Below are 20,600 nucleotides of genomic sequence, written 5' to 3' on the forward strand. Positions count from 1 at the left end.
CGGTCTCCCCAGGAAACTGTCCATGATCGCTGCCGCCAGGGCCCGGGCGCTCTACTGGATAGTCGGCCTCGGCAGCCTGATCCTCGCCCTGCTGTTCAGCACCCTCAGCTGGCAGGCGCTGCAGGAGCACGACGCCCTGTGGCGACTGCAGATGGCCCGGCAGGGCGAACTGCAGCGCCTGGCCCAACTGAGCACCCAGGACAAGCTGCGGGAACAGGCGACGATGCTGGCCGACGCCATTGCCGCCGACGCCTGGCTGGTCGAGCTGGTACGCCAGGCCCACAGCCTGTCGGGCCAGGACGCCGACGGCGCAAGCCTCGGCCATATCCGCAATCAGCTGTACACGCGCCTGGCGCCACGCTGGCGCAGCCTGCAGACCGGCCACCCGTTCCGTCTCTCCGTCCACCTGGCGCCCGAGGCCGACGTGCTGCTGCGGGTCCATGCGCCAACCAGGTTCGGCGAGCGCCAGGCTACCGAGCGGCCGATGCTGCGCGACGCCCTGAGCGATGGGCGCAGCCGCTCCGGCCTGGTCCTGTTGCCCGACCAGCCCGGCATGGCCGCGGTCGCGCCACTGCGGGCCGAGAGCCCGGGCGGGGAAACCACGGTCGGGGCCATCGAGGTGGGCTTCGGCATACTCGACGACCTGCAGCGCCTGGATCACGAACTGCAGGCCGGCGTGGCGCTGCTGGTCCGTCGCCGCCTGCTCGATGCGCCGGACAGCGGCGAGCAGCTGCGTGGCCTGCCGCGACGCTCCAGCGGCTGGCACCTGCTGGACGCCTCGCGCCCCGAGGTGCGGCGCTGGCAACAGCAGCAGCAACTGCCGGACCCGACGGCGGGCAACGCCCTCAAGCTGGTCGACGACCAGGGCCAGACCTACCTGCTCAACCAGATCGTCCTGCCCGCCTACCAGCACCGGCAGCAGTCCGCCGTGCCCAACCTGGCCATGGCCCTGGTCTGGCGCGATGTCAGCGAGCAGTTCGCCGTGCACCAGCAGAACAAGCGCTGGCTGGTCGGCAAATGGCTGCTGGCCTGGCTGGGCGCCGAGGCCCTGCTGCTGGCGCTGCTGCTGGCCACCCGCAACAGCACCCAGGCGCTGATGCGCAGCCACCAGCACGCCCTGCAACAGCGGCACCATGAGAGCGAGCAGTCGCGCCAGCTGCTGACCATCATCACCCAGGCCCAGGCCGGCTATATCGACGCCCAGAACCAGCACCAGGTGTTCGACGCCCTGCTGCAGCGCATCCTCGAACTGAGCGCCAGCCAATTCGGCTTCATCGGCGAGGTGCTGGACGACGAGGCCGGCGCGCCCTACCTGCGCAGCTACGCCATCTGTGGCCTCGCCGAGCAGACGGATCAGCCGACCGGTGGCCTGGAGATTCGCGACCGCCACAGCCTGTTCGGCCGCGTCCTGAGCGATGCGCAACCGCTGATCGTCGACGAGAGCGGCGCCGCTGCCCCACCGAGCGGCCTGCCACTGGTCCATCCGCCCGTGCGCACCGGTGCCGGCCTGCCGATCTTCAGTCGCGGCCAGATGGTCGGCCTGCTCGGCCTGGCCAACCGCGCCGGCGGCTACCCGCACGAGCTGATCGAACAGCTGCATCCGCTGCTCGCCACCCTCGGCCAACTGGTCGAGGCGCTGCGCCGCGACGGCCAGCGCCGACTCGAGCAGCGCCGCCTGCAGCGTCAGCAGGCGGCCCTGCGCGCGCTGAACGAAATTGCCGCCTTGCCGAAGGTCAGCAGCCAGGAGCAATTGCGCCAGGCCCTGCAACTGGGGGCGCGCTTCTACCAGTTGCCGCTGGCGATCATCAGCCAGATAGAGGGCGAGGACTATCGCGTGCTGGTCCAGGTCTCGCCGGCCGACAGCCTGCGCGACGGCCAGTGCTTCGCGCTCGGTGACACCTACTGCAGCATCGCCCTGGACAGCGACGAGGTGCTGGCCATCGAGCATATGGCCCAGTCGCCCCACGCCAGCCATCCCTGCTACCGGCAGTTCGCCCTGGAGTGCTATATCGGCCTGCCGGTCTGGGTCGGCGGCCGGCGCTTCGGCACCCTGAACTTCTCCGCCGCCGAGCCCCGCGAGCAGCCGTTCGACGAGGCCGATCACGAATTCCTGCGCCTGTTCGCCCGCTGGGTCGGCACCACCCTGGAGCGTCAGCAGCAGGAACAGGCGCAGCAGACCCTGCTCGAACGCCTCGACGAGTCCCAGCAGATCGCCCGCCTGGGCCACTGGGAATTCGACCTGGGCAGCGGCGAGCTGCGCTGGTCCGGCGTGATCTTCGACATCTTCGGCCGCGACCCGCAGCACTTCAGCCCCAGCCTCGCGGCCTTCTACCAGTGCGTGCACCCCGAGGACCGCGCGCAGGTGCAGGCCAGCCAGCGCGCCGCCGAGGCCGGTGGCGTGCACGACGTGGTGCACCGCATCATCCGCCCGGACGGCGAGATCCGCTGGGTCCACGAACTGGGCCGCCTGCAACCGAACCAGCAGGGTCAGCTGCTGCGCCTGGTCGGCACGGTGCAGGACATCAGCGACAGCAAGCAGCGCGACCTGGAGATGCATCAGGCGCGCAGCTTCCTCCAGGCGCTGCTGGACTCGGCCACCGGCGTCTCGATCATCGCCACCGACCCGCACGGCCTGATCACCCTGTTCAACTCCGGCGCCGAGACCCTGCTCGGCTACCGGGCCGCGGAAATGGTCGGGCGCTGCAGCCCGGCGGTGTTCCATCGGGCCGACGAAGTACGCCAGCGCGGCGAGCAACTCAGCCAGGCCGCCGGGCAGCCCATCGAGGGCTTCGAGGTGTTCGTGCACAACCCGCGCAAGGGCACGGCCGAAACGCGCCAGTGGACCTACCTCCGCAAGGACGGCCAGAGCCGCACGGTCAACCTCACCGTCAGCGCCATCCCCGACGGGGCTGGCGGTGTCGCCGGCTTCCTCGGCATCGCCAGCGACATCAGCGAACTGCTGCAGGCCACCCGCGCCCTGCAGAAGAGCGAAAGCCGCTTCCGCGGCCTGGTCAGCAGCCTGCCCGGGGTGGTCTACCGCTGCCACAACGACGCCGACTGGACCATGCGCTACATGAGCGAGGACATCTTCGCCCTGTGCGGCTACCCGGCCGGCGACTTCGTCGACAACCACAGGCGCAGCTACGCCAGCGTCATTCACCCGGACGATCTGCCGGCCACCTACCGCGCCACCGAGGCGCTGGCGCGCCGCGAGGCCTTCGAGCTGACCTACCGCCTGCGCCATGCCGACGGCCACAGCGTCTGGGTGCGCGAGAAGGGCCGCGGCGAATACGACAGCCAGGGCGAGCTGCTGTGGATCTCCGGGTTCATCTGGGACATCAGCGAACGCAAGGCGGTCGAGGACCAGTTGCAGGTCAGCCAGCAACGCTTCAGCAGCGCCTTCAGCACCGCGCCCCAGGGCATGGCCCTGGTATCGCCGCAGGGCCAGTGGCTGGAGGTCAACGACGAGCTGTGCCGGATGCTCGGCTACAGCCGCGAGGAACTGCTGCGCGGCGATTTCCAGCAGATCACCCACCCCGACGACCTGGCGCTCGACCTGCAGAACGTCGAGGACCTGCTGGCCGGGCGCATCAACGCCTACCAGATGGAGAAGCGCTACCTGAACAAGCGCGGCGCCACGGTCTGGGCGCTGCTCAGCGTCTCGCTGGTGCGCGATACCCGCGGTCGGCCGCTGCACTTCGTCTCCCAGGTGCAGGACTTCAGCGAACGAATCGCCGCCGAACGGGCGCTGCGCGAGCGCGAGGACTACCTGCGCACCCTGCTGGAGAACGTCCTCGACGCCATTGTCACCATCGACCAGCACGGCCGCATCGAGACCTTCAACCGCGCCGCCGAGCAGCTGTTCGGCTACAGCCTGGCGCAGGTCGCCGGGTGCAACGTCAAGCTGCTGATGCCCGCCGCCGAGGCGGCGGCCCACGATGGCTATCTGGCGCGTTATCGGTCCAGCGGCGAGGCGCGCCTGATCGGCAGTGTGCGCGAGTTGACCGGGCGGCGCAGCAACGGCGAGCAGTTCGCCATCGAGCTGGCCGTCTCGCAGATCAGCCACCAGGGCGAGCAGCGCTTCATCGCGGTGATCCGCGACATCAGCGAGCGCAAACGCATCGAGCAACTGAAGGACGACTTCGTCTCCACCGTCAGCCATGAGCTGCGCACCCCGCTGACCGCCATCGCCGGCTCCCTGGGGCTGATCAACGGTGGCGCCCTCGGCGAGGTGCCGGCCGCGATGCGCCAGATGCTGACGATCGCCCAGAGCAACAGCCAGCGGCTCGGCGAGCTGATCAACGACCTGCTCGACATGGAAAAGCTGGCGGCCGGCAAGATGCACCTGGAGCTGCGCGAACAACCGCTGATGCCGCTGCTCGAGCAGGCCCTGGAGCACAACCAGCCCTACGCCCGGCAATTCAACGTGGCGCTGCAGTTGCGCGAACGGGCCGACGACGCCCGGGTCGTGGTCGACGGCCAGCGCCTGTTGCAGGTACTGGCCAACCTGCTGTCCAATGCGGCGAAGTTTTCCCCGCCCGGCCAGGCCGTGACACTGAGCGTGCAGGCGCGCGCCGGGCGACTGCGAATCAGCGTGCGCGACCAGGGCCCCGGCGTACCGGAAGCCTTCCGCGAGCAGATGTTCGCCAAGTTCTCCCAGGCCGACGCCAGCGACACGCGCAACAAGGGCGGCACCGGACTCGGTCTGGCCATCAGCAAGGAAATCATCGAACGAATGGGCGGCAGCATCGGCTTCGACTCGGGCGAAGGCCGCGGCGCCACCTTCTGGTTCGAACTGCCCGAGGCGTCCCCAGCATGAATGCATTGACCCGCCAGCAGGCCCGTTCGCGGCGCCGCCGCAACAGGAACTGGGCGATCAGCCTGGCCCTGCTGCTGGTGCTCGGGCTGGGCGTCGAACTGCTGTTGCGGCAATACGCCCTGCGCCAGTTCGACGCCCACCAGCAGCGCCTCACCGCCCGCGCCGGCGAGGTACGCGCGGTGCTGCTGAGCGAACTCAACGCCACCCTGCACCTGGCCACCGGCCTGGCCTCCTATATCGGCGCCCGCCAAGGCGAGGTGCAGCCGCCGGAGCTGCAACCCTGGCTCGACGGCCTGCTGCGCCGCGGTCGCCATATCCGCAACATCGGCCTGGCGCCGGGCAACCGCATCGTCTTCGTCTATCCCCTGGCCGGCAACGAAGCCGCCCTCGGCCTGTACTACCCCGACCTGCCCAAGCAGTGGTCGGCGGTGCAGCGCATCATCGCCAGCCGCGAGCCGGGCCTGGATGGCCCGCTGCCGCTGGTCCAGGGCGGCAGCGGGCTGATCTACCGGGTACCGGTGTTCCTCGGCGACGGCAGCTACTGGGGGCTGGTCAGCACGGTGATCGACTTCGACCGCCTGTATGCCGAGGTCGAGCGGGCGGCCCGCCAGCTCGACCTGGTCATTCGCCTCAGGCACCGCGATGCCGCCGACGGCGAACTGATCAAGGGCAGCGCCGTCCCCGACGGGGCCGCCAACGTCGAACTGACGGTGCGCCTGGCCGGGACGCACTGGCGGCTCGGCGCCAGCGACGGCCATGCCGAGGCGCCGCAGCTCGGCTGGCTGCGCCTGATCGGCTGGAGCCTGGCCCTGGCGATCAGCGCCCTGATCGCCCTGACCCTGCACGGCCAGCATCGCCAGGCCAGCCTGCTGCTGGCGCTCAATCACAGCCAGCGGCAGTTTCGCCAGGCCTTCGAGATGGCCCCCCAGGGCCTCGCCCTGCTCGACCCCCAGGGTCGCCTGCTGACGGTCAACCCGACCTTCTGCCGGCTGCTGGGGCGCGGCGCCGAGGACCTGCTCGACCAGCCCCTGGCGCGCTTCGCCGACCCGCAACTGGGTGCCGGCCTGGACGCCGTGCTCGGCGCCGCCGATGAGCAGACGGTACGCAGCTGGCAGGGATGCCTGTTCGACGCCCATGGCGAGTCCGTCGATGTCGAGCTCAGTGTCGCCGTCCTCGGCCACGGCTCGTCTGGCGCCGCCGGCTGGATCCTGCACGTCCAGGACATCCGCGAGAGCAAGCGCCTGCAGCGCCTGCAGAACGAGTTCGTCGCCACCGTCAGCCATGAATTGCGCACGCCGCTGACCGCCATCAGCGGGCCCCTGGAGCTGATCGACTCCGGCGCCCTCGGCGAAGTCCCCGAGCACCTGCAGCAGATGCTGCAGATCGCCCGGCACAACAGCCGGCGCCTGGGCCTGCTGATCAACGACCTGCTGGACATCGGCAAGCTGGAGGCCGAGCGCATGCCCATCGCCTGCGAGGAGCTGGCACTGCAGCCATTGATCGAGCAGGCGCTGCAGTGCAATCAGGCCTATGCCGCCGAACACGGCGTGCGCCTGCACCAGGTGGGGGTCTGCACGGAGCGGGTCAGGGTCGACGGCCAGCGCCTGCAACAGGTGCTGAGCAACCTGCTGGCCAACGCCGCGAAATTCTCGCCCGCAGAGCAGGAGGTCGAGGTCAGCTGCGAGCGCCGCGGCGCCTGGGTGCGGATCAGCGTGCGCGATCACGGCCCCGGCGTCGCCCCGGCCTTCCATGGGCGCATCTTCCAGAAATTCGCCCAGGCCGATGCCTCCGACAGCCGCCAGCGCGGCGGCACCGGCCTGGGGCTGGCGATCAGCAAGGAGCTGATCGAACGCATGGGCGGACGCATCGGCTTCGACTCGGCCGAGGGCCTGGGTGCTACCTTCTGGATTGAATTGCCACTGGCCGAGGCCGCCGCACAGGAGCAGTCCGCATGAGACGCGAGTCACCGGTCCCCGGCAACGCCCCCGAGCCCCTAGACGAAGCCGCGCGCCTCGCCGAGCTCGAGCGCTATGCGCTGCTCGACAGCCCCGTCGAGGAGGCCTTCGACGACCTCACCCAGCTCGCCGCGCAGCTGTGCGACGTGCCCATCGCACTGATCTCGCTGGTCGACGCGCAGCGCCAGTGGTTCAAGAGCCGGGTCGGCCTGGACGCCTGCGAGACGCCCCGCGACTTCGCCTTCTGCGCCCATGCCATTCTCGCCCCTCAGCTGATGGAGGTGCCCGACGCCCTGGCGGACCCACGCTTTCGCGACAACCCGCTGGTCACCGGGCCGCCGCATATCCGCTTCTATGCCGGCATGCCGCTGAACAGTCGGACCGGACACAAGCTCGGCACCCTGTGCGTGATCGACCGCCGCCCCAGGCAACTGAGCATGCCGCAGCGCGAGGGCCTGCAACGCCTGGCGCGCCAGGTCGAGCGTCTCTTCGAGCTGCGCCTGAGCGCGCGCCAGCACGCCGAGCAGGCGGCGCTGCAACGCGCCATCCTCGACAGCGCCGGCAGCGCGATGATCGCCACCTGCCCGGCAGGCCGCGTCACCCGCATCAATCCGGCCGCCGAACACCTGCTCGGCTATGACCGCCAGGCCCTGCTCGGACGGCCACTGACCGAGGCGCTGCTCGATCCGCAGGAACTGGCCAGCCGCGCCGAGGCCCGCACGCAGGAGCTGGGCCACGCCTGCGCGGCCGACTTCTCGCTGCTCAGCGCCCAGGCACGGGGCGACCGGCCGCCGCGCGAATGGACCTACCTGCGCCGCGACGGCAGCCGCCTGCCGGTGCTGCTGACGGTCTCGGCGGTCCTCGACGACGGCGGCGCGCTGCTCGGCTATATCACCATCGCCCAGGACCTGAGCCAACGCGTGCAGGCCCAGCAGCGCCTGCAGCAGATCGCCGCGCAACTGCCCGGCATGGTCTTCCAGGCACACCTGCCGCTCCAGGGCACGCTGCGCTTCCCCTATGCCAGCGAGGGCATCGCCGACATCTACGGGCTGAGCCCCGCCGATGTCCTCGAGCAGACCAAGGCGCTATACGACCTGATCCACGAGGACGACCGCGCCCGGCTCAGCGCCGCCATCCTCGACTCGGCGAGAAACCTCGGCCAGTGGCACCAGGAGTACCGCGTGCGCCATCCGCGCAAGGGCCTGATCTGGGTCGAGGGCAAGGCCACCCCGCAGCGCCAGGCCGACGGCTCGGTGGTCTGGCATGGGGTGATCAGCGATGTCACGGCACGCAAGCGCCAGGAAGCCGAGCTGGAGCAGCAGCAGGAGATGAACCGGCGCCTGCTCGAGGCCCTCGCCGAGGGGGTGGTGGCCTGCGACGCCGAGGGTGAACTGACCCTGTTCAACGACACCGCACGGCAATGGCACGGCACCGATATCAGCCGCCTGCCGCCTGAGCAGTGGAGCCGGCACTACGACCTGTTCGAGGCCGACGGCCTGACCCCGCTGCTGGGCGACAACGTGCCGCTGCTGCGCGCCCTGCGCGGCGAGCGGGTGCGCGAGGCGCAGATCAGCATCGTCGCCAAGGGCCAGGCCCCGCGCCTGGTCAGCACCAACGCCGACCCGCTGTACGCCCCGGACGGCCGCCAGCTGGGCGCCGTCGCGGTGATGCACGACATCACCGAGCACAAGCGCATCGAGCGCCTGCAGCGCGAGTTCGTCTCCGCGGTCAGCCACGAGCTGCGCACCCCGCTGACCTCGATCGCCGGCTCCCTCGGCCTGATCCAGGGCGGCGCCCTCGGCGCACTGCCGGCGAAGATGCAGCAGATGCTGGAGATCGCCCACCACAACAGCCTGCGCCTGAGCCACCTGATCAACGACCTGCTGGACATGGACAAGCTGGTCGCCGGCAAGATGACCCTCGACCTGCAGCTGCTCGACCTGTCCGCCCTGCTCGGCGAAAGCCTGGCGAGCAACCAGGCCTTCGCCGACCAGCACGGGGTGGTCCTGGCGGCGGCGGACTGCGCGGCGCTGCAGGTGCGTGTCGACGCCATGCGCCTGCAACAGGTGCTGACCAACCTGCTCTCCAATGCCGTCAAGTTCTCCCCGCGCGGTGCCAGCGTGCGCCTGAGCGCCGCCCAGCACGGCCCACAGGTGCGCATCAGCGTGCAGGACCGTGGCCCCGGGATACCGGCCGAATTCCACACCCGCATATTCCAGAAGTTTTCCCAGGCCGATGCCGCCGACAGCCGGCAGAAGGGCGGCACCGGACTGGGCCTGGCGATCAGCAAGGAACTGATCGAACGCATGGGCGGACGTATCGGCTTCGACTCGCTCGAGGGCCAGGGCACGACCTTCTGGTTCGAACTGCCGCTGCCCGCCGCCGGCTCCGGACTGCCCAGCGCCGCGGACGACGGGCGCGGGGCGCCGCTGCCCGAGGGTCAGGCCGCCAGCGCCCCGCCGCTGCCGGGCCCGCCCGTCCGATCGCGCATCCTCCACGTCGAGGACGACGCCGATCTGCGCCAGGTGGTCGCCGAGCAGGCCCGCGAGCTGGCCGAGTTCGTCGCCGCCGGCAGCCTCGCCGAGGCCCGCCAGCGCCTCGGCGAAGGGCCCTACGATCTGGTCCTGCTGGACCTCGGCCTGCCCGATGGCGAAGGCCTGGAACTGCTCGAGGAGCTGCATCGACGACACCCCGGCCTGCCGGTCGTGGTACTTTCGGCCCAGGAACTGCCCACCGACTAGCTCGGGCGGGTCGCGGCGACCCTAGCCAAGTCGCGCAGCAATGGGCAACACTTCCTGCAACTGCTCGGCCGCCTGCTGCCCGCCAAGGAGAATCGGCATGCCTGAACTGACCCGCATCCTGCATGTGGAAGACGACCCCTCGATCCAGGCCGTGGCCAAGGTCGCCCTGGAAGCCGTGGGCGGGTTCAAGGTGCTCAGCTGCTCGTCCGGCCAGGAGGCGCTGGACCAGATCCAGGGCTTCGCCCCGGACTTCATCCTGCTGGACGTGATGATGCCCGGCATGGACGGCCCACAGACCCTGGAGAAGCTGCGCCTGCTGGTGGACATCGGCCTGGTCCCGGTGGCCTTCATGACCGCCAAGGTGCAGCCGGCGGAGATCCAGCACTACCGCAGCCTGGGCGCCCGCGACGTGATCATCAAACCCTTCGACCCAATGCAACTGGCCGCCCAGGTGCGGCAGATCTGGAACCAGGCCCATGGTTGATCAACCACAACCGAGCAGCGCGCTGCAGCGCCACCTGCAACAGCTCGGCGAGCAGTTCGCCGAGCGCCTCAAGGAAGAACTGCCGCTGCTGGACGAACAGGCCCAGCTGCTGCTGCGCGCCTGCACCCCGGCCGACCAGCGCCGGCACCTGAACAGCCTGCGCAACCAGCTGCACCGCCTGGCCGGGTCGGCCGGCACCTTCGGTTTCGCCAGCCTCGGCGAGCGCGCCCGCCAACTGGAACAGCAGGCCGAGCGGTGGCTGGCCACCCTGCAGCAGGAACAGCAGGAGCTGCAGGGCTTCATCGACGAACTGCAACGGCTCGCCCGCCAGCAGCACCAGGCCGAAGCACCGGCGCACCAGCTGGACAGGACGCTGCGAGGCGGCAGGTCCGATCTCGAGCCCTACTGCATCTATATCCTCGAGGACGATTCCAGCGTCGGCGAGAACATGCGCCTGACCCTGGAGAATTTCGGCTACGACGCCGAGCACTTCGACCGCCCCGAGGCGCTCGACGCCGCCATCGGCCGGCGCCTGCCCGACGCCCTGATCGTCGACGTCAACCTGCGCGACGCGGAGCAGAGCGGTCTCGACTACGCCGCCGCCCTGCAGCAACGCCTCGAAGCGCCGCTGCCGCTGCTGGTGATCAGCACCCAGGACGACTTCGCCACCCACCTGCGAGCCGTGCGCGTCGGCGCCCTGGGCTTCTTCACCAAGCCGGTGGACATCCCGCAGCTGGAGAACCGCCTGGAGCGCTGCTTCGCCAAGCAACAGGGCGAACCCTACCGGGTGCTGATCATCGACGACGACCAGGAGCTGGCCGCCCGCTACAGCCTGGTGCTGCGCAACGCCAACATGCTGGTGGAAGTCAGCCAGGAGCCGGCGGACATCTTCCGGCGCATGGAGACGTTCAACCCGGAGGTGGTGCTGCTCGACGTCAACATGCCGGGCTGCACCGGCCCCGAGCTGGCGCAGATCATCCGCTTCAACGACGACTGGCTGCGGGTGCCGATCATCTACCTGTCGGCGGAAACCGATATCGCCCGGCAGATGAGCGCGCTGACCATGGCCGGCGACGACTTCGTGACCAAGCCGTTGTCCGACCATGCGCTGATTTCCACGGTGTTCACCCGCGCCCAGCGCGCCCGCCTGCTGAGCAATGCCCTGGCCCGCGACAGCCTGACCGGCCTGCTCAAGCACGCCGACATCAAGGAACAGGTCGCCCTCGAGCTGGAGCGCGCACTGCGCAACGGCAGCCGCGCCAGCGTGGTGATGCTGGACATCGACCACTTCAAGAAGGTCAACGACAACCACGGCCACGCCGCCGGCGACAGCGTCATCCGCGCCCTGGCCAACCTGCTGCGCCAGCGCCTGCGGCGCATCGACAGCCTCGGCCGCTATGGCGGCGAGGAGTTCCTCGCGGTGCTGCCCGATTGCCAGCCGGAGCAGGCCCGGCGGATTGTCGACGAGATTCGCGAGCGCTTCGCCGAGCTGCGCTTCATTGCCGACGGCGACGAGTTCTCCGTGACCCTCAGCGCCGGCATCGCCTGCACCGACGTCAACAGCAGCCCCGGCGAGCTGCTCGAGCGCGCCGACCGGGCGCTCTACGCGGCCAAGCACGGCGGCCGCAACCAGGTCCGTCTGGCCGACTGAAGTCGACGACGGCTTGGCTACGTGAATTAACGCGCGTATATTTTCATGAAATTTTATTTAGATAATTTCATGAGCGCGCCGTGTTCAAGCAATCCGCCCAGCATGTAGCCAGCTACTACGCCGCCACCTCTGCCGCTGCCATTCCCTTGCGCCCGACCCTGGAAGGCCGCCAGGACTGCGAGGTGCTGATCATCGGCGGCGGCTTCAGTGGCCTGCACAGCGCCCTGCGCCTGGCCCTGGCCGGCAAGCGGGTGTGCCTGCTGGAAGCCAGCCGGTTGGCCTGGGCGGCCTCCGGGCGCAACGGTGGCCAGGCCCTGCTCGGCTGGTCCTGCGACATGCAGCCGCTGGAGAAGGCCCTGGGCCTGGAGCGGGCCCGCCGGCTGTGGGACAGCATGCGCTGGGCCGCCGCCGAACTGCGCGCGCTGCCGCAGCGCCATGGCTTCGACATCGACTATCGCCAGGGCAGCCTGTGGGCCGCGGTGCAGCAGCGCCGCGTCAGCCAGCTGGAACAGGCGCGGATCGAGGCCGAGGAGAAATGGGGCTACCACGCTCTGCGCCTGATTGCGCGGGAGGAGCTGAGCGAGTGGATCGGCAGCCCGCGCTACCGGGCCGCGCTCTGCGACCCCGAGGGGGCGCATCTCAACCCGCTGAAACTGGCCCAGGGCCTGGCCGCCGCCATCGAACAGGCTGGCGGGCGCCTCTTCGAGCAGAGCCGGGTGCTCGACTACCGCGAAACCGCCTCCGGCTATGTGGCGCGCACCGCCAGCGGCGAGGTGCGCGGCGACGTGCTGGTGCTGGCCTGCAACGCCTATATCGACCGCCTCGACCCGGCCCTGGCCAGCCGCCTGCTGCCGGTCGGCTCCTACCAGGTGGCCACCGCACCGCTGGACCCCGAGCTGGCCCGCTCGCTGCTGCCACGCAACAGTTGCGTGATCGACAACCAGTTCGTCCCCGACTACTTCCGCCTGACCCCGGACCGCCGCCTGCTGTTCGGCGGCGGCTGCACCTACCTGGGTGGCATCCCCAAGGACATCCCCGCGGCGACCCGGCCCTACCTGGAGCGGGTCTTTCCGCAACTGCGCGGCGTGCAGTTGGACTACGCCTGGGGCGGACATATCGACGTGAGCATGAAGCGCACCCCGGATATCGGCCGCCAGGGCCAGCGCTACTGGCTGCAGGGTTTCTCCGGCCACGGCGTGCTGCCGACCCTGGCCGGCGCCCGGGCGGTAACCGATGCCATCCTCGGCGACACCGAGCTGCTGGCGCTGTACCAGGGCCTGGACAACCCGCGCTTCCCCGGCGGGGCCTGGCTCGCGGCGCCGCTGGAGGCCGCCGGCAAGGCCTGGTACCGGCTGCGCGACCTGATCTGAGACAGAGGACCCCATCATGGACATGCAAGAAGAAGTCGAAGGCCTGGCGATCCTGATTCGCGACCTGCGCAAGCACAAGAACCTGACCCTCGGTGAACTGGCCGAGCGCATCGGTCGCTCGGTGGGCTTCCTCTCCCAGGTCGAGCGCGGCCTGTCGCGCCCCACCGTGGCCGACCTGACCGCGATCAGCGAGACCCTGGGGGTGCCGACCACCTACTTCTACAGCCTGAGCAAGCCGCGCGCGCTGCCCTGGGTGACCCGTCCCGGCGAGCGCCGCACCCTGTACTACGGCGGCGGCATCACCGACGTGCTGCTGTCGCCGAACATGTCGGCCGGCTTCTCGATGCTCGACAGCTACCTGGAGCCCGGCGCCAGCAGCGGCGAGGGCCACCTCAACGACAGCGACGAGCAGGGCGGCTTCGTCCTCGAGGGCGAGCTGACGATCTGGCTGGCGGACGCCGAACAGCCGGTGACCCTGGGCCCCAACGATGCCTTCCAGCTGCCGCCGCATACCCAATGCCGCTACGCCAACCTCACCGACCAACCGACCCGGGTGCTCTGGGTGTTTCGCTGACCCAGGCCCGCAGGACAACCCAGCATGACCACCACGACCTTTCCCGACCTGCTCAGCGAAGTGCGCGCCTTCCGCGCCCAGCACCCCAGCGTGCGCTACGTCGACCTGATCTGCCTGGACATACCCGGGCACTTCTACGGCAAGCGCTACCCCATCGACATGCTCGAGAAGGTCGCCGCCGGCAGCCCGCTGAAGCTGCCGCAGAACTGCGTGCTGCTCGGCGCCCAGGGCGGCCTGCACCCGATCGGCGACTACTGCTTCAACGACGGCGACCCGGATGCCCCGCGCCGGCTGATCCCCGGCACCCTCAAGCCGGTGCGCTGGGAAAGCCAGCCCATGGGCCAGATGCTGATCAGCTCCGACGGCACCGCGGCGCCCATCGAGTTCGAGCCGCGCGAGGTGCTGGCGCGGGTGCTGGGACGCCTGGCGGCGCGCGGCATCCGCCCGGTGGTGGCCTTCGAGCTGGAGTTCTACCTGTTCGACCGCGCCCTCAAGGACGGCCTGCCGCAGTTCCCCCGCGACCTGCAGACCGGCGACGCCGACGACCAGCCGAACATGCATATCGAGCGCCTGTCACGCTTCTCCGCCGTGCTCGACGAGATGGTGCTGGCGGCCAATGAGCAGGGCGTCGACGCCAACGTGATCACCGCCGAGCTCGGCCCCGGCCAGTTCGAGATCAACTTCGGCCACTGCGACGACGGCCTGCGCGCCGCCGACTGGGCCGCGCTGTTCTGCCGCAGCAGCCGCGGCGTGGCGCTGAAACATGGCTACCGGGCCAGCTTCATGAGCAAGCCCTACCTGGACGCGCCGGGCAGCGGCATGCACGTGCACGTCAGCCTCTACGACCAACACGGCAACAACCTGCTGGCCGCCGAGCAGCAGCGCCCGCTGCGCCACGCGGTGGCCGGCTGCCTGGAGCTGCTGCCGCACTGCATGCCGATCTTCGCCGCCAACCACAACGCCTTCCGCCGCTACGGCGCCATGGTCAACGCCGCCAGCCGCGCCAGCTGGGGCTTCGAGGACCGCGATGCGTGCATCCGCATCCCCGAGTCGGACGGGGGCAACCTGCGCCTCGAGCACCGCCTGGCCGGCGCTGACGCCAACCCCTACCTGGTCCTGGCGGCGATCCTCGTCGGCATGGAGCACGGCCTGGACGCCGCCCGCGAACCCATCGCCCCGCTCAACCAGGACCGCGCCAGCGGCATCGACTTCCCCCAGGACATGCTCGGCGCGGTGGCGGCCATGCAGGATCACCCGGTGGTCAAGCAGGGCCTGGGCAGCGAGTTCGTCATGGTCTACTGCGAGAACAAACGCCACGACCACCTGGAGTTCATGCACCACCTGAATGCGCGGGAATACCGCTGGTTTCTCTGAGCCGGCGGCGCGGCCGGCAGGTTGCTCAGCCCAGGGCCAGCTGCAGCAGCAGGCCGGCCACCGCGCAGGCGCCGAGCACCTCCATCACCCCGCGCTTGTAGCGCAGCAGCGCCACGGCCGCGGCCAGGGCGATCAGCGCCGAAACCCAGTCGAAGTGGCCGGCGAAGCCCTGGGGCCAGAGCACGTGGTAGGCGAAGAACAGCGCCAGGTTGAGGATCACCCCGACCACCGCGGCGGTGATCCCGGTCAGCGGCGCGGTGAAGCGCAGCTGGCCATGGGTCGACTCCACCAGCGGGCCGCCGGCGAGGATGAACAGGAACGACGGCAGGAAGGTGAACCAGGTGACCAGGCAGGCCGCCACGGCGCCGCTGACGAAGGCCGAGTCGCCGGCCAGCATCGGCTGCAGGTAGGCGCCGACGAAGGCGACGAAAGCCACCACCATGATCAGCGGCCCCGGCGTGGTCTCGCCCAGGGCCAGGCCGTCGATCATCTGCGCCGGGCTCAGCCAGCCGTAGTGGCCGATGGCGCCCTGGTAGACGTAGGGCAGCACCGCGTAGGCGCCGCCGAAGGTCAGCAGCGCGGCCTTGGTGAAGAACCAGGCCATCTGCGTCAGGGTGCCCTGCCAGCCGTACAGCGCGTACAGCAGGGCCATCGGCAACAGCCACAGGGCGCCGCCCACCGCGAGGATCAGCAGCAGGCGCGAGGCGCGGAAGCGCGCGTGCGCCGGCGTCGGCGTGTCGTCGTCGATCAGCGCCGGGCCGTAGGACTTGTTCGCCGCGCCATGGCCGCCGCCGACGCTGAACTGGTCCGGAAACAGGCGCCCGCCCAGGTAGCCGAGCAGCGCGGCGCCGAGCACGATCAACGGAAACGGCAGGTTCAAGGCGAAGATGGCGACGAAGGCCGCCGCGGCGATGGCCCACAGCCAGTTGTTCTTCAGCGCCCGCGAACCGATGCGCTGGGCCGCCTGCACCACGATGGCGGTGACCGCCGGCTTGATCCCGTAGAAGATGCCGGCCACCAGCGCCACGTCGCCGAACGCCAGGTAGACCCAGGACAGGCCGATCAGCAGCAGCAGCGAGGGCAGCACGAACAGCGCCCCGGCGATCAGCCCGCCCCAGGTCCGGTGCATCAGCCAGCCGAGGTAGGTGGCCAGCTGCTGCGCCTCCGGCCCCGGCAGCAACATGCAGTAGTTCAGCGCATGCAGGAAACGCCGCTCGGAGATCCAGCGGCGCCGCTCCACCAGCTCCTGGTGCATGATGGAAATCTGCCCGGCCGGGCCGCCGAAACTGATCAGGCCCAGCTTCAACCAGAACAGCAGGGCCTGCAGCAGGCTGACCGGTGGCGGGGTATGGTGTTCGAGGTGCGGCGCGGCCATGTCCAGTACATCCACTGTGGCGGGAGGGCGCGCGCACTATAACCTGCGCCACGCGATGGGGTTAAATAGGCACATTCACGCCGCCCACCCCGCCCCCCCGGTGCCTCCGCATGCCCCTGACGCCCGAGCAACTGCAGCAGATCAGCGCCCTGACCCTGGCCCACTACCAGGAAAACGCCGAGGGCTTTCGCGAGGGCACCCGCGACCACGACGTCAGCCAGAACATCGCCGCCCTGCTGCAGCACATCCAGGCGCCGGCGCCCTGGCGCCTCCTCGATTTCGGCTGCGGCCCGGGGCGCGACCTGCGTACCTTCAAGGCCCTCGGCCATGAGCCGGTCGGCCTCGACGGCTGTCCGCGCTTCGTCGAGATGGCCAGGGCCGACAGCGGCTGCGAGGTATGGCTGCAGGACTTCCTGGCCCTCGAGCTGCCGCCGGCGAGCTTCGACGGCATCTTCGCCAATGCCGTGCTGTTCCACATTCCCAGCCAGGAGCTGCCCCGCGTGCTGCGCCAGCTGCACGCCACGCTCAAAGCCGGTGGCGTGCTGTTCAGCTCCAACCCGCGCGGCGACAACCAGGAGGGCTTCAACGGCGACCGCTACGGCGCCTACTACGACCTGGCCAACTGGCGTGCGCTGCTCGAGGCCGCCGGCTTCGCCGAGTTGCAGCACTACTATCGCCCCGCCGGCCTGCCGCGGGCCCAGCAACCCTGGCTGGCCAGCGTCTGGCGCCGCGCCTGATGGCGGCGCAGGCAGCGCTTGACTCGATGGTCAGCTATTTCCAAGATGCGCCCAGCACAATCGACGCCTCGACCATCGCCCCTGATGCCCGAGCCAGCCGCCTGACACCGTCCCCGCCGCGCGAATTGCCGGGGCTCACGAGGAAACAGCCCATGCCTCATCGCCTGTTGCGCACCCTGCTCGGCCTGGCAGCCGCAGCCCTGACCGGCAGCGCCCTGGCCGCCGAGGTGCAGGTGGCCGTGGCCGCCAACTTCACCGCGCCGATGCAGGCCATCGCCCGGCAGTTCGAGCAGGACAGCGGCCACCGGGTGCTCGCCGCCTACGGCGCCACCGGCCAGCTCTACGCGCAGATCGGCAACGGCGCGCCCTTCGAGCTGCTGCTGGCCGCCGACCAGTCGACCCCGGCGCGACTGGAGCAGGACGGCCTGGCCGTGCCCGGCTCGCGCTTCACCTACGCCACCGGCGCCCTGGTGCTGTGGTCGGCGCAGGCCGGCTACGTCGATGACCAGGGTCAGGTGCTCAGGGACGGCCAGTTCCGCCACCTGGCCCTGGCCAACCCGAAAGCCGCGCCCTACGGCCTGGCCGCCTATCAGGTGCTGGAGCAGCTCGGCCTGCGCCGGGCCGTGGCCGGCAAGCTGGTCGAGGGGCAGAGCATCAGCCAGGCCCTGCAGTTCGTCGCCACCGGCAACGCCGAGCTGGGCTTCGTCGCCCTGTCCCAGGTTTACCAGGACGGCGAGATCGCCGAGGGCTCGGCCTGGCTGGTGCCCGCCACGCTGTACCAGCCGCTGCACCAGGATGCCGTGCTGCTGCGACCAGGCGCCGACAACCCGGCCGCCCAGGCCCTGCTCGACTATCTGAAGAGTCCGGCGGCGGCCGCTATCATTCGCCGCTACGGTTACCAGCTCTGAGCCCGGAGCCCTCGATGCCCCTGAGCCAAGCCGACCTCGACGCCATCCTCCTGACCCTGCAGCTGGCGTCGCTGACCACGGTGCTGTTGCTGCTGCTCGGCACGCCCATGGCCTGGTGGCTGGCGCGCACCGGCTCCTGGCTGAAGCGCCCGGTCGGCGCCATCGTCGCCCTGCCGCTGGTGCTGCCGCCGACGGTGATCGGCTTCTACCTGCTGGTGAGCATGGGCCCCCACGGTTTTCTCGGCCAGCTGACCCAGGGCCTCGGCCTCGGCACCCTGACCTTCAGCTTCAGCGGCCTGGTGATCGGCTCGGTGATCTACTCGCTGCCCTTCGTCGTGCAACCGCTGCAGAACGCCTTCGAGGCCATCGGCCGCGCCCCCCTGGAAGCCGCGGCGACCCTGCGCGCCGGGCCCTGGGACGCCTTCTTCAGCGTGGTCCTGCCCCTCGCCCGGCCGGGCTTCGTCACCGCCGCCATTCTCGGCTTCGCCCACACCGTCGGCGAGTTCGGCGTGGTGCTCATGATCGGCGGCAATATCCCCGGCAAGACCCAGGTGGCCTCGGTGCAGATCTACAACCATGTCGAGGCCCTGGAGTACGCCCAGGCCCATTGGCTGGCCGGCGGCATGCTGGCCTTCTCCTTCGTCGTGCTGCTGGCGCTCTACTCCAGCGGCCATGCCCGGCGGGCCTGGCGATGAGCGGCGGCCAGGCCGGCGCGCCCGCCGATGACGGCGAGCGGCTGATCGAGGCGCGCTTTCGCGTCGATCACGGCGACTTTTCCCTGGACCTCGACCTGCGCCTGCCGGGACGCGGCATCAGCGCCCTGTTCGGCCCCTCCGGCTCGGGCAAGACCAGCTGCCTGCGCTGCTTCGCCGGCCTGGAGCGGCCCGCCGAGGGCTACCTGCGGGTCAACGGCGAGCTGTGGCAGGACAGCGCCCGCGGGCACTTTCTCGCCCCGCACCGACGGGCCCTGGGCTATGTGTTCCAGGACGCCAACCTGTTCCCCCACCTGTCGGTGCGCGGCAACCTGGAGTTCGGCCTCAAGCGCATTGCCACCGCGCAGCGACGGGTGCAGCTGGAGCAGGCCGCCGAACTGCTCGGCATCGCCGCGCTGCTCGAGCGCATGCCGGCGCGCCTGTCCGGCGGCGAGCGCCAGCGCGTCGGCATCGCCCGCGCCCTGCTGACCAGCCCACGCCTGCTGCTGATGGACGAGCCGCTGGCCTCCCTGGACCACAAGCGCAAGCAGGAGGTGCTGCCCTACCTGGAGCGCCTGCACCAGGAGCTGCAGATCCCGATCCTCTACGTCAGCCATGCGCCGGACGAGGTGGCACGCCTGGCCGATCACCTGGTGGTGCTGGAGCAGGGGCGGGTGCTGGCCAGCGGGCCGCTGAAGCAGACCCTGCTGCGCCGCGACCTGCCATTCATTCTGGAAGACGATGCCGAAGCCGTGGTCGATGGCCGGGTCTGCGCCTACGACCCGGCCTACCGGCTGCTGAGTCTTGAGCTCGGCGGCGGCGAGGCGCGCCTGCAGCTGACCCACGCGCCGCTGCCCAATGGCAAGGCGGTGCGGGTCAAGGTCAAGGCGCGGGACGTCAGCCTGAGCCTGCAGCGGGCCGAGGGCAGCAGCCTGCTCAACCTGTTGCCGGCGCGGGTCGAGCACTGGCAGGTGCCGGGCGACCCCGGGCAAATGCTGGTCACGCTGCGGGTCGGCGATGAACGGCTGATCGCCCGCATCACCCGCTACTCCTTCGACAAGCTGGGCATTCACGAGCAGCAGGCGCTGTGGCTGCAGATCAAGTCGGTATCGCTGCTGGCCTCCGACTGAGGCGCTGGCTCAGGCGCGCAGACGGGCCTGGCGGGCGATCAGCCCCTGCAGGCGGTAGAGGTACTCGAAGCCCTGCTCCCAGCGGTGGTGCCCGGAGGCCACGTTGATATGCCCGGCACCGGCCAGGATCAGCGCCTCGCTGCCCCAGTCGGCGGCCAGTTCCAGGGCCCGCGCGGCGCTGGCGGCGGCGTCACTGTCCGAGCCGACCAGCAGGCTGGCGAAGGGCAGGGGCCGGCGGGCGATGGGCGCGAAGTTGCGCAGGGCCGCCGGGCAGTTATCGCGCTCGACATCCGCCGGCGCCACCAGCAGGGCGCCACGCACCCGCCGCAACAACGCCTCCGGCGCCTGCGCCGCCCAGTGCGCCACGGTGATGCAACCGAGGCTGTGGGCGATCAGCAGGGTCGGCCGCGGGTCGGCGGCGATGCTGCGCTGCAACTCGGCGACCCAGGCATCCCGACGCGGCGTCAGCCAGTCGCCCTGCTCCACCCGGGCGCTACCCGCCAGGCTGCGCTGCCAGTGGCTTTGCCAATGCTCGGTGGGCGAGCCCTGCCAGCCCGGCACTATCAGGTAACGCATGTTTGGGTTGTGCATAAGGCCTCCGACGGCGTGCTGCGGCGGGCAGTGTAGGCGCGACCAGAACAGGACAAAAAAGAATAAAAAATTATTTATTTATGCAATTCCGCTTATTCCGTAGCGCGTTGCGTGGCGCAATCTAATATATCTAAAAAACATATATATGTTCTTAAATATTATTTTTAGGAATAACGAATCCTGCCTAGCATCCGCTCCA

The 20,600-nt window shown here is 70.0% G+C and carries 14 protein-coding genes; 12 read left to right on the forward strand and 2 right to left on the reverse strand.

The features are described from left to right. Positions 1-22: 22 nt before the first annotated feature. The 8 genes from LPB260_RS29470 (at position 23) to LPB260_RS19305 (ending at position 14,968) form a co-directional block, all read left to right on the forward strand. Positions 23-4,819 carry a PAS domain S-box protein gene (locus LPB260_RS29470; protein ID WP_208707408.1) on the forward strand — a complete coding sequence of 1,599 codons (4,797 nt, stop codon included), beginning with the start codon at positions 23-25 and terminating at the stop codon, positions 4,817-4,819. Next, on the forward strand, positions 4,816-6,774 hold the full coding sequence (locus LPB260_RS19275) for an ATP-binding protein (protein WP_208707409.1): 1,959 nt from the start codon (positions 4,816-4,818) through the stop codon (positions 6,772-6,774). Before LPB260_RS29470 ends, LPB260_RS19275 begins: the two co-directional genes overlap by 4 nt. Then, positions 6,771-9,515: a PAS domain S-box protein gene (locus tag LPB260_RS19280; protein ID WP_208707410.1), complete on the forward strand. Its 2,745-nt coding sequence runs from the start codon at positions 6,771-6,773 to the stop codon at positions 9,513-9,515. Before LPB260_RS19275 ends, LPB260_RS19280 begins: the two co-directional genes overlap by 4 nt. Before the next feature lie 97 nt (positions 9,516-9,612). Continuing rightward, a complete protein-coding gene (locus tag LPB260_RS19285; RefSeq protein ID WP_208707411.1) occupies positions 9,613-9,999 on the forward strand; it encodes a response regulator in 387 nt (128 codons plus the stop codon). Continuing rightward, positions 9,992-11,650: a diguanylate cyclase gene (locus LPB260_RS19290; RefSeq protein ID WP_208707412.1), complete on the forward strand. Its 1,659-nt coding sequence runs from the start codon at positions 9,992-9,994 to the stop codon at positions 11,648-11,650. Before LPB260_RS19285 ends, LPB260_RS19290 begins: the two co-directional genes overlap by 8 nt. An 80-nt stretch (positions 11,651-11,730) precedes the next feature. Then, positions 11,731-13,020, forward strand: coding sequence for an FAD-binding oxidoreductase (locus LPB260_RS19295; RefSeq protein ID WP_208707413.1), 1,290 nt, complete (start codon positions 11,731-11,733; stop codon positions 13,018-13,020). A gap of 16 nt (positions 13,021-13,036) precedes the next feature. Continuing rightward, positions 13,037-13,594 (forward strand): helix-turn-helix domain-containing protein, encoded by a 558-nt coding sequence (locus tag LPB260_RS19300; RefSeq protein WP_208707414.1) that lies wholly within the window; start codon positions 13,037-13,039, stop codon positions 13,592-13,594. A 24-nt stretch (positions 13,595-13,618) separates the two neighbouring features. After that, the gene (locus LPB260_RS19305; RefSeq protein WP_208707415.1) at positions 13,619-14,968 is read left to right on the forward strand and encodes a glutamine synthetase family protein; all 1,350 of its coding nucleotides are present in this window, start codon (positions 13,619-13,621) and stop codon (positions 14,966-14,968) included. Positions 14,969-14,993: 25 nt separating this feature from the next. Here the strand turns inward: LPB260_RS19305 and chrA are convergent, their stop codons facing one another. Next, positions 14,994-16,343, reverse strand: a complete 1,350-nt coding sequence (gene chrA / locus LPB260_RS19310; RefSeq protein WP_208707416.1) for a chromate efflux transporter — start codon at positions 16,341-16,343, stop codon at positions 14,994-14,996. 110 nt (positions 16,344-16,453) lie between these two features. Between chrA and LPB260_RS19315 the strand changes: the two genes are divergently transcribed. The 4 genes from LPB260_RS19315 to modC all read left to right on the forward strand — a co-directional run bounded on the left by LPB260_RS19315 (position 16,454) and on the right by modC (position 19,810). Then, complete coding sequence (locus tag LPB260_RS19315) at positions 16,454-17,080, forward strand: bifunctional 2-polyprenyl-6-hydroxyphenol methylase/3-demethylubiquinol 3-O-methyltransferase UbiG (protein WP_208707417.1); 627 nt, start codon at positions 16,454-16,456, stop codon at positions 17,078-17,080. A gap of 152 nt (positions 17,081-17,232) precedes the next feature. Next, the gene (gene modA / locus LPB260_RS19320; RefSeq protein WP_208707418.1) at positions 17,233-17,988 is read left to right on the forward strand and encodes a molybdate ABC transporter substrate-binding protein; all 756 of its coding nucleotides are present in this window, start codon (positions 17,233-17,235) and stop codon (positions 17,986-17,988) included. Positions 17,989-18,002: 14 nt separating this feature from the next. After that, positions 18,003-18,683: a molybdate ABC transporter permease subunit gene (gene modB, locus LPB260_RS19325; RefSeq protein WP_208707419.1), complete on the forward strand. Its 681-nt coding sequence runs from the start codon at positions 18,003-18,005 to the stop codon at positions 18,681-18,683. Further along, the gene (modC, locus tag LPB260_RS19330) at positions 18,680-19,810 is read left to right on the forward strand and encodes a molybdenum ABC transporter ATP-binding protein (RefSeq protein WP_208707420.1); all 1,131 of its coding nucleotides are present in this window, start codon (positions 18,680-18,682) and stop codon (positions 19,808-19,810) included. The genes modB and modC overlap by 4 nt, the downstream gene beginning before the upstream one ends. 9 nt (positions 19,811-19,819) lie before the next feature. Here modC and LPB260_RS19335 read toward each other — a convergent pair whose 3' ends face one another. Next, the gene (locus LPB260_RS19335) at positions 19,820-20,401 is read right to left on the reverse strand and encodes an alpha/beta hydrolase (protein WP_208707421.1); all 582 of its coding nucleotides are present in this window, start codon (positions 20,399-20,401) and stop codon (positions 19,820-19,822) included. Positions 20,402-20,600: the final 199 nt, after the last annotated feature.

This window comes from Pseudomonas sp. LPB0260, from assembly GCF_013388395.1.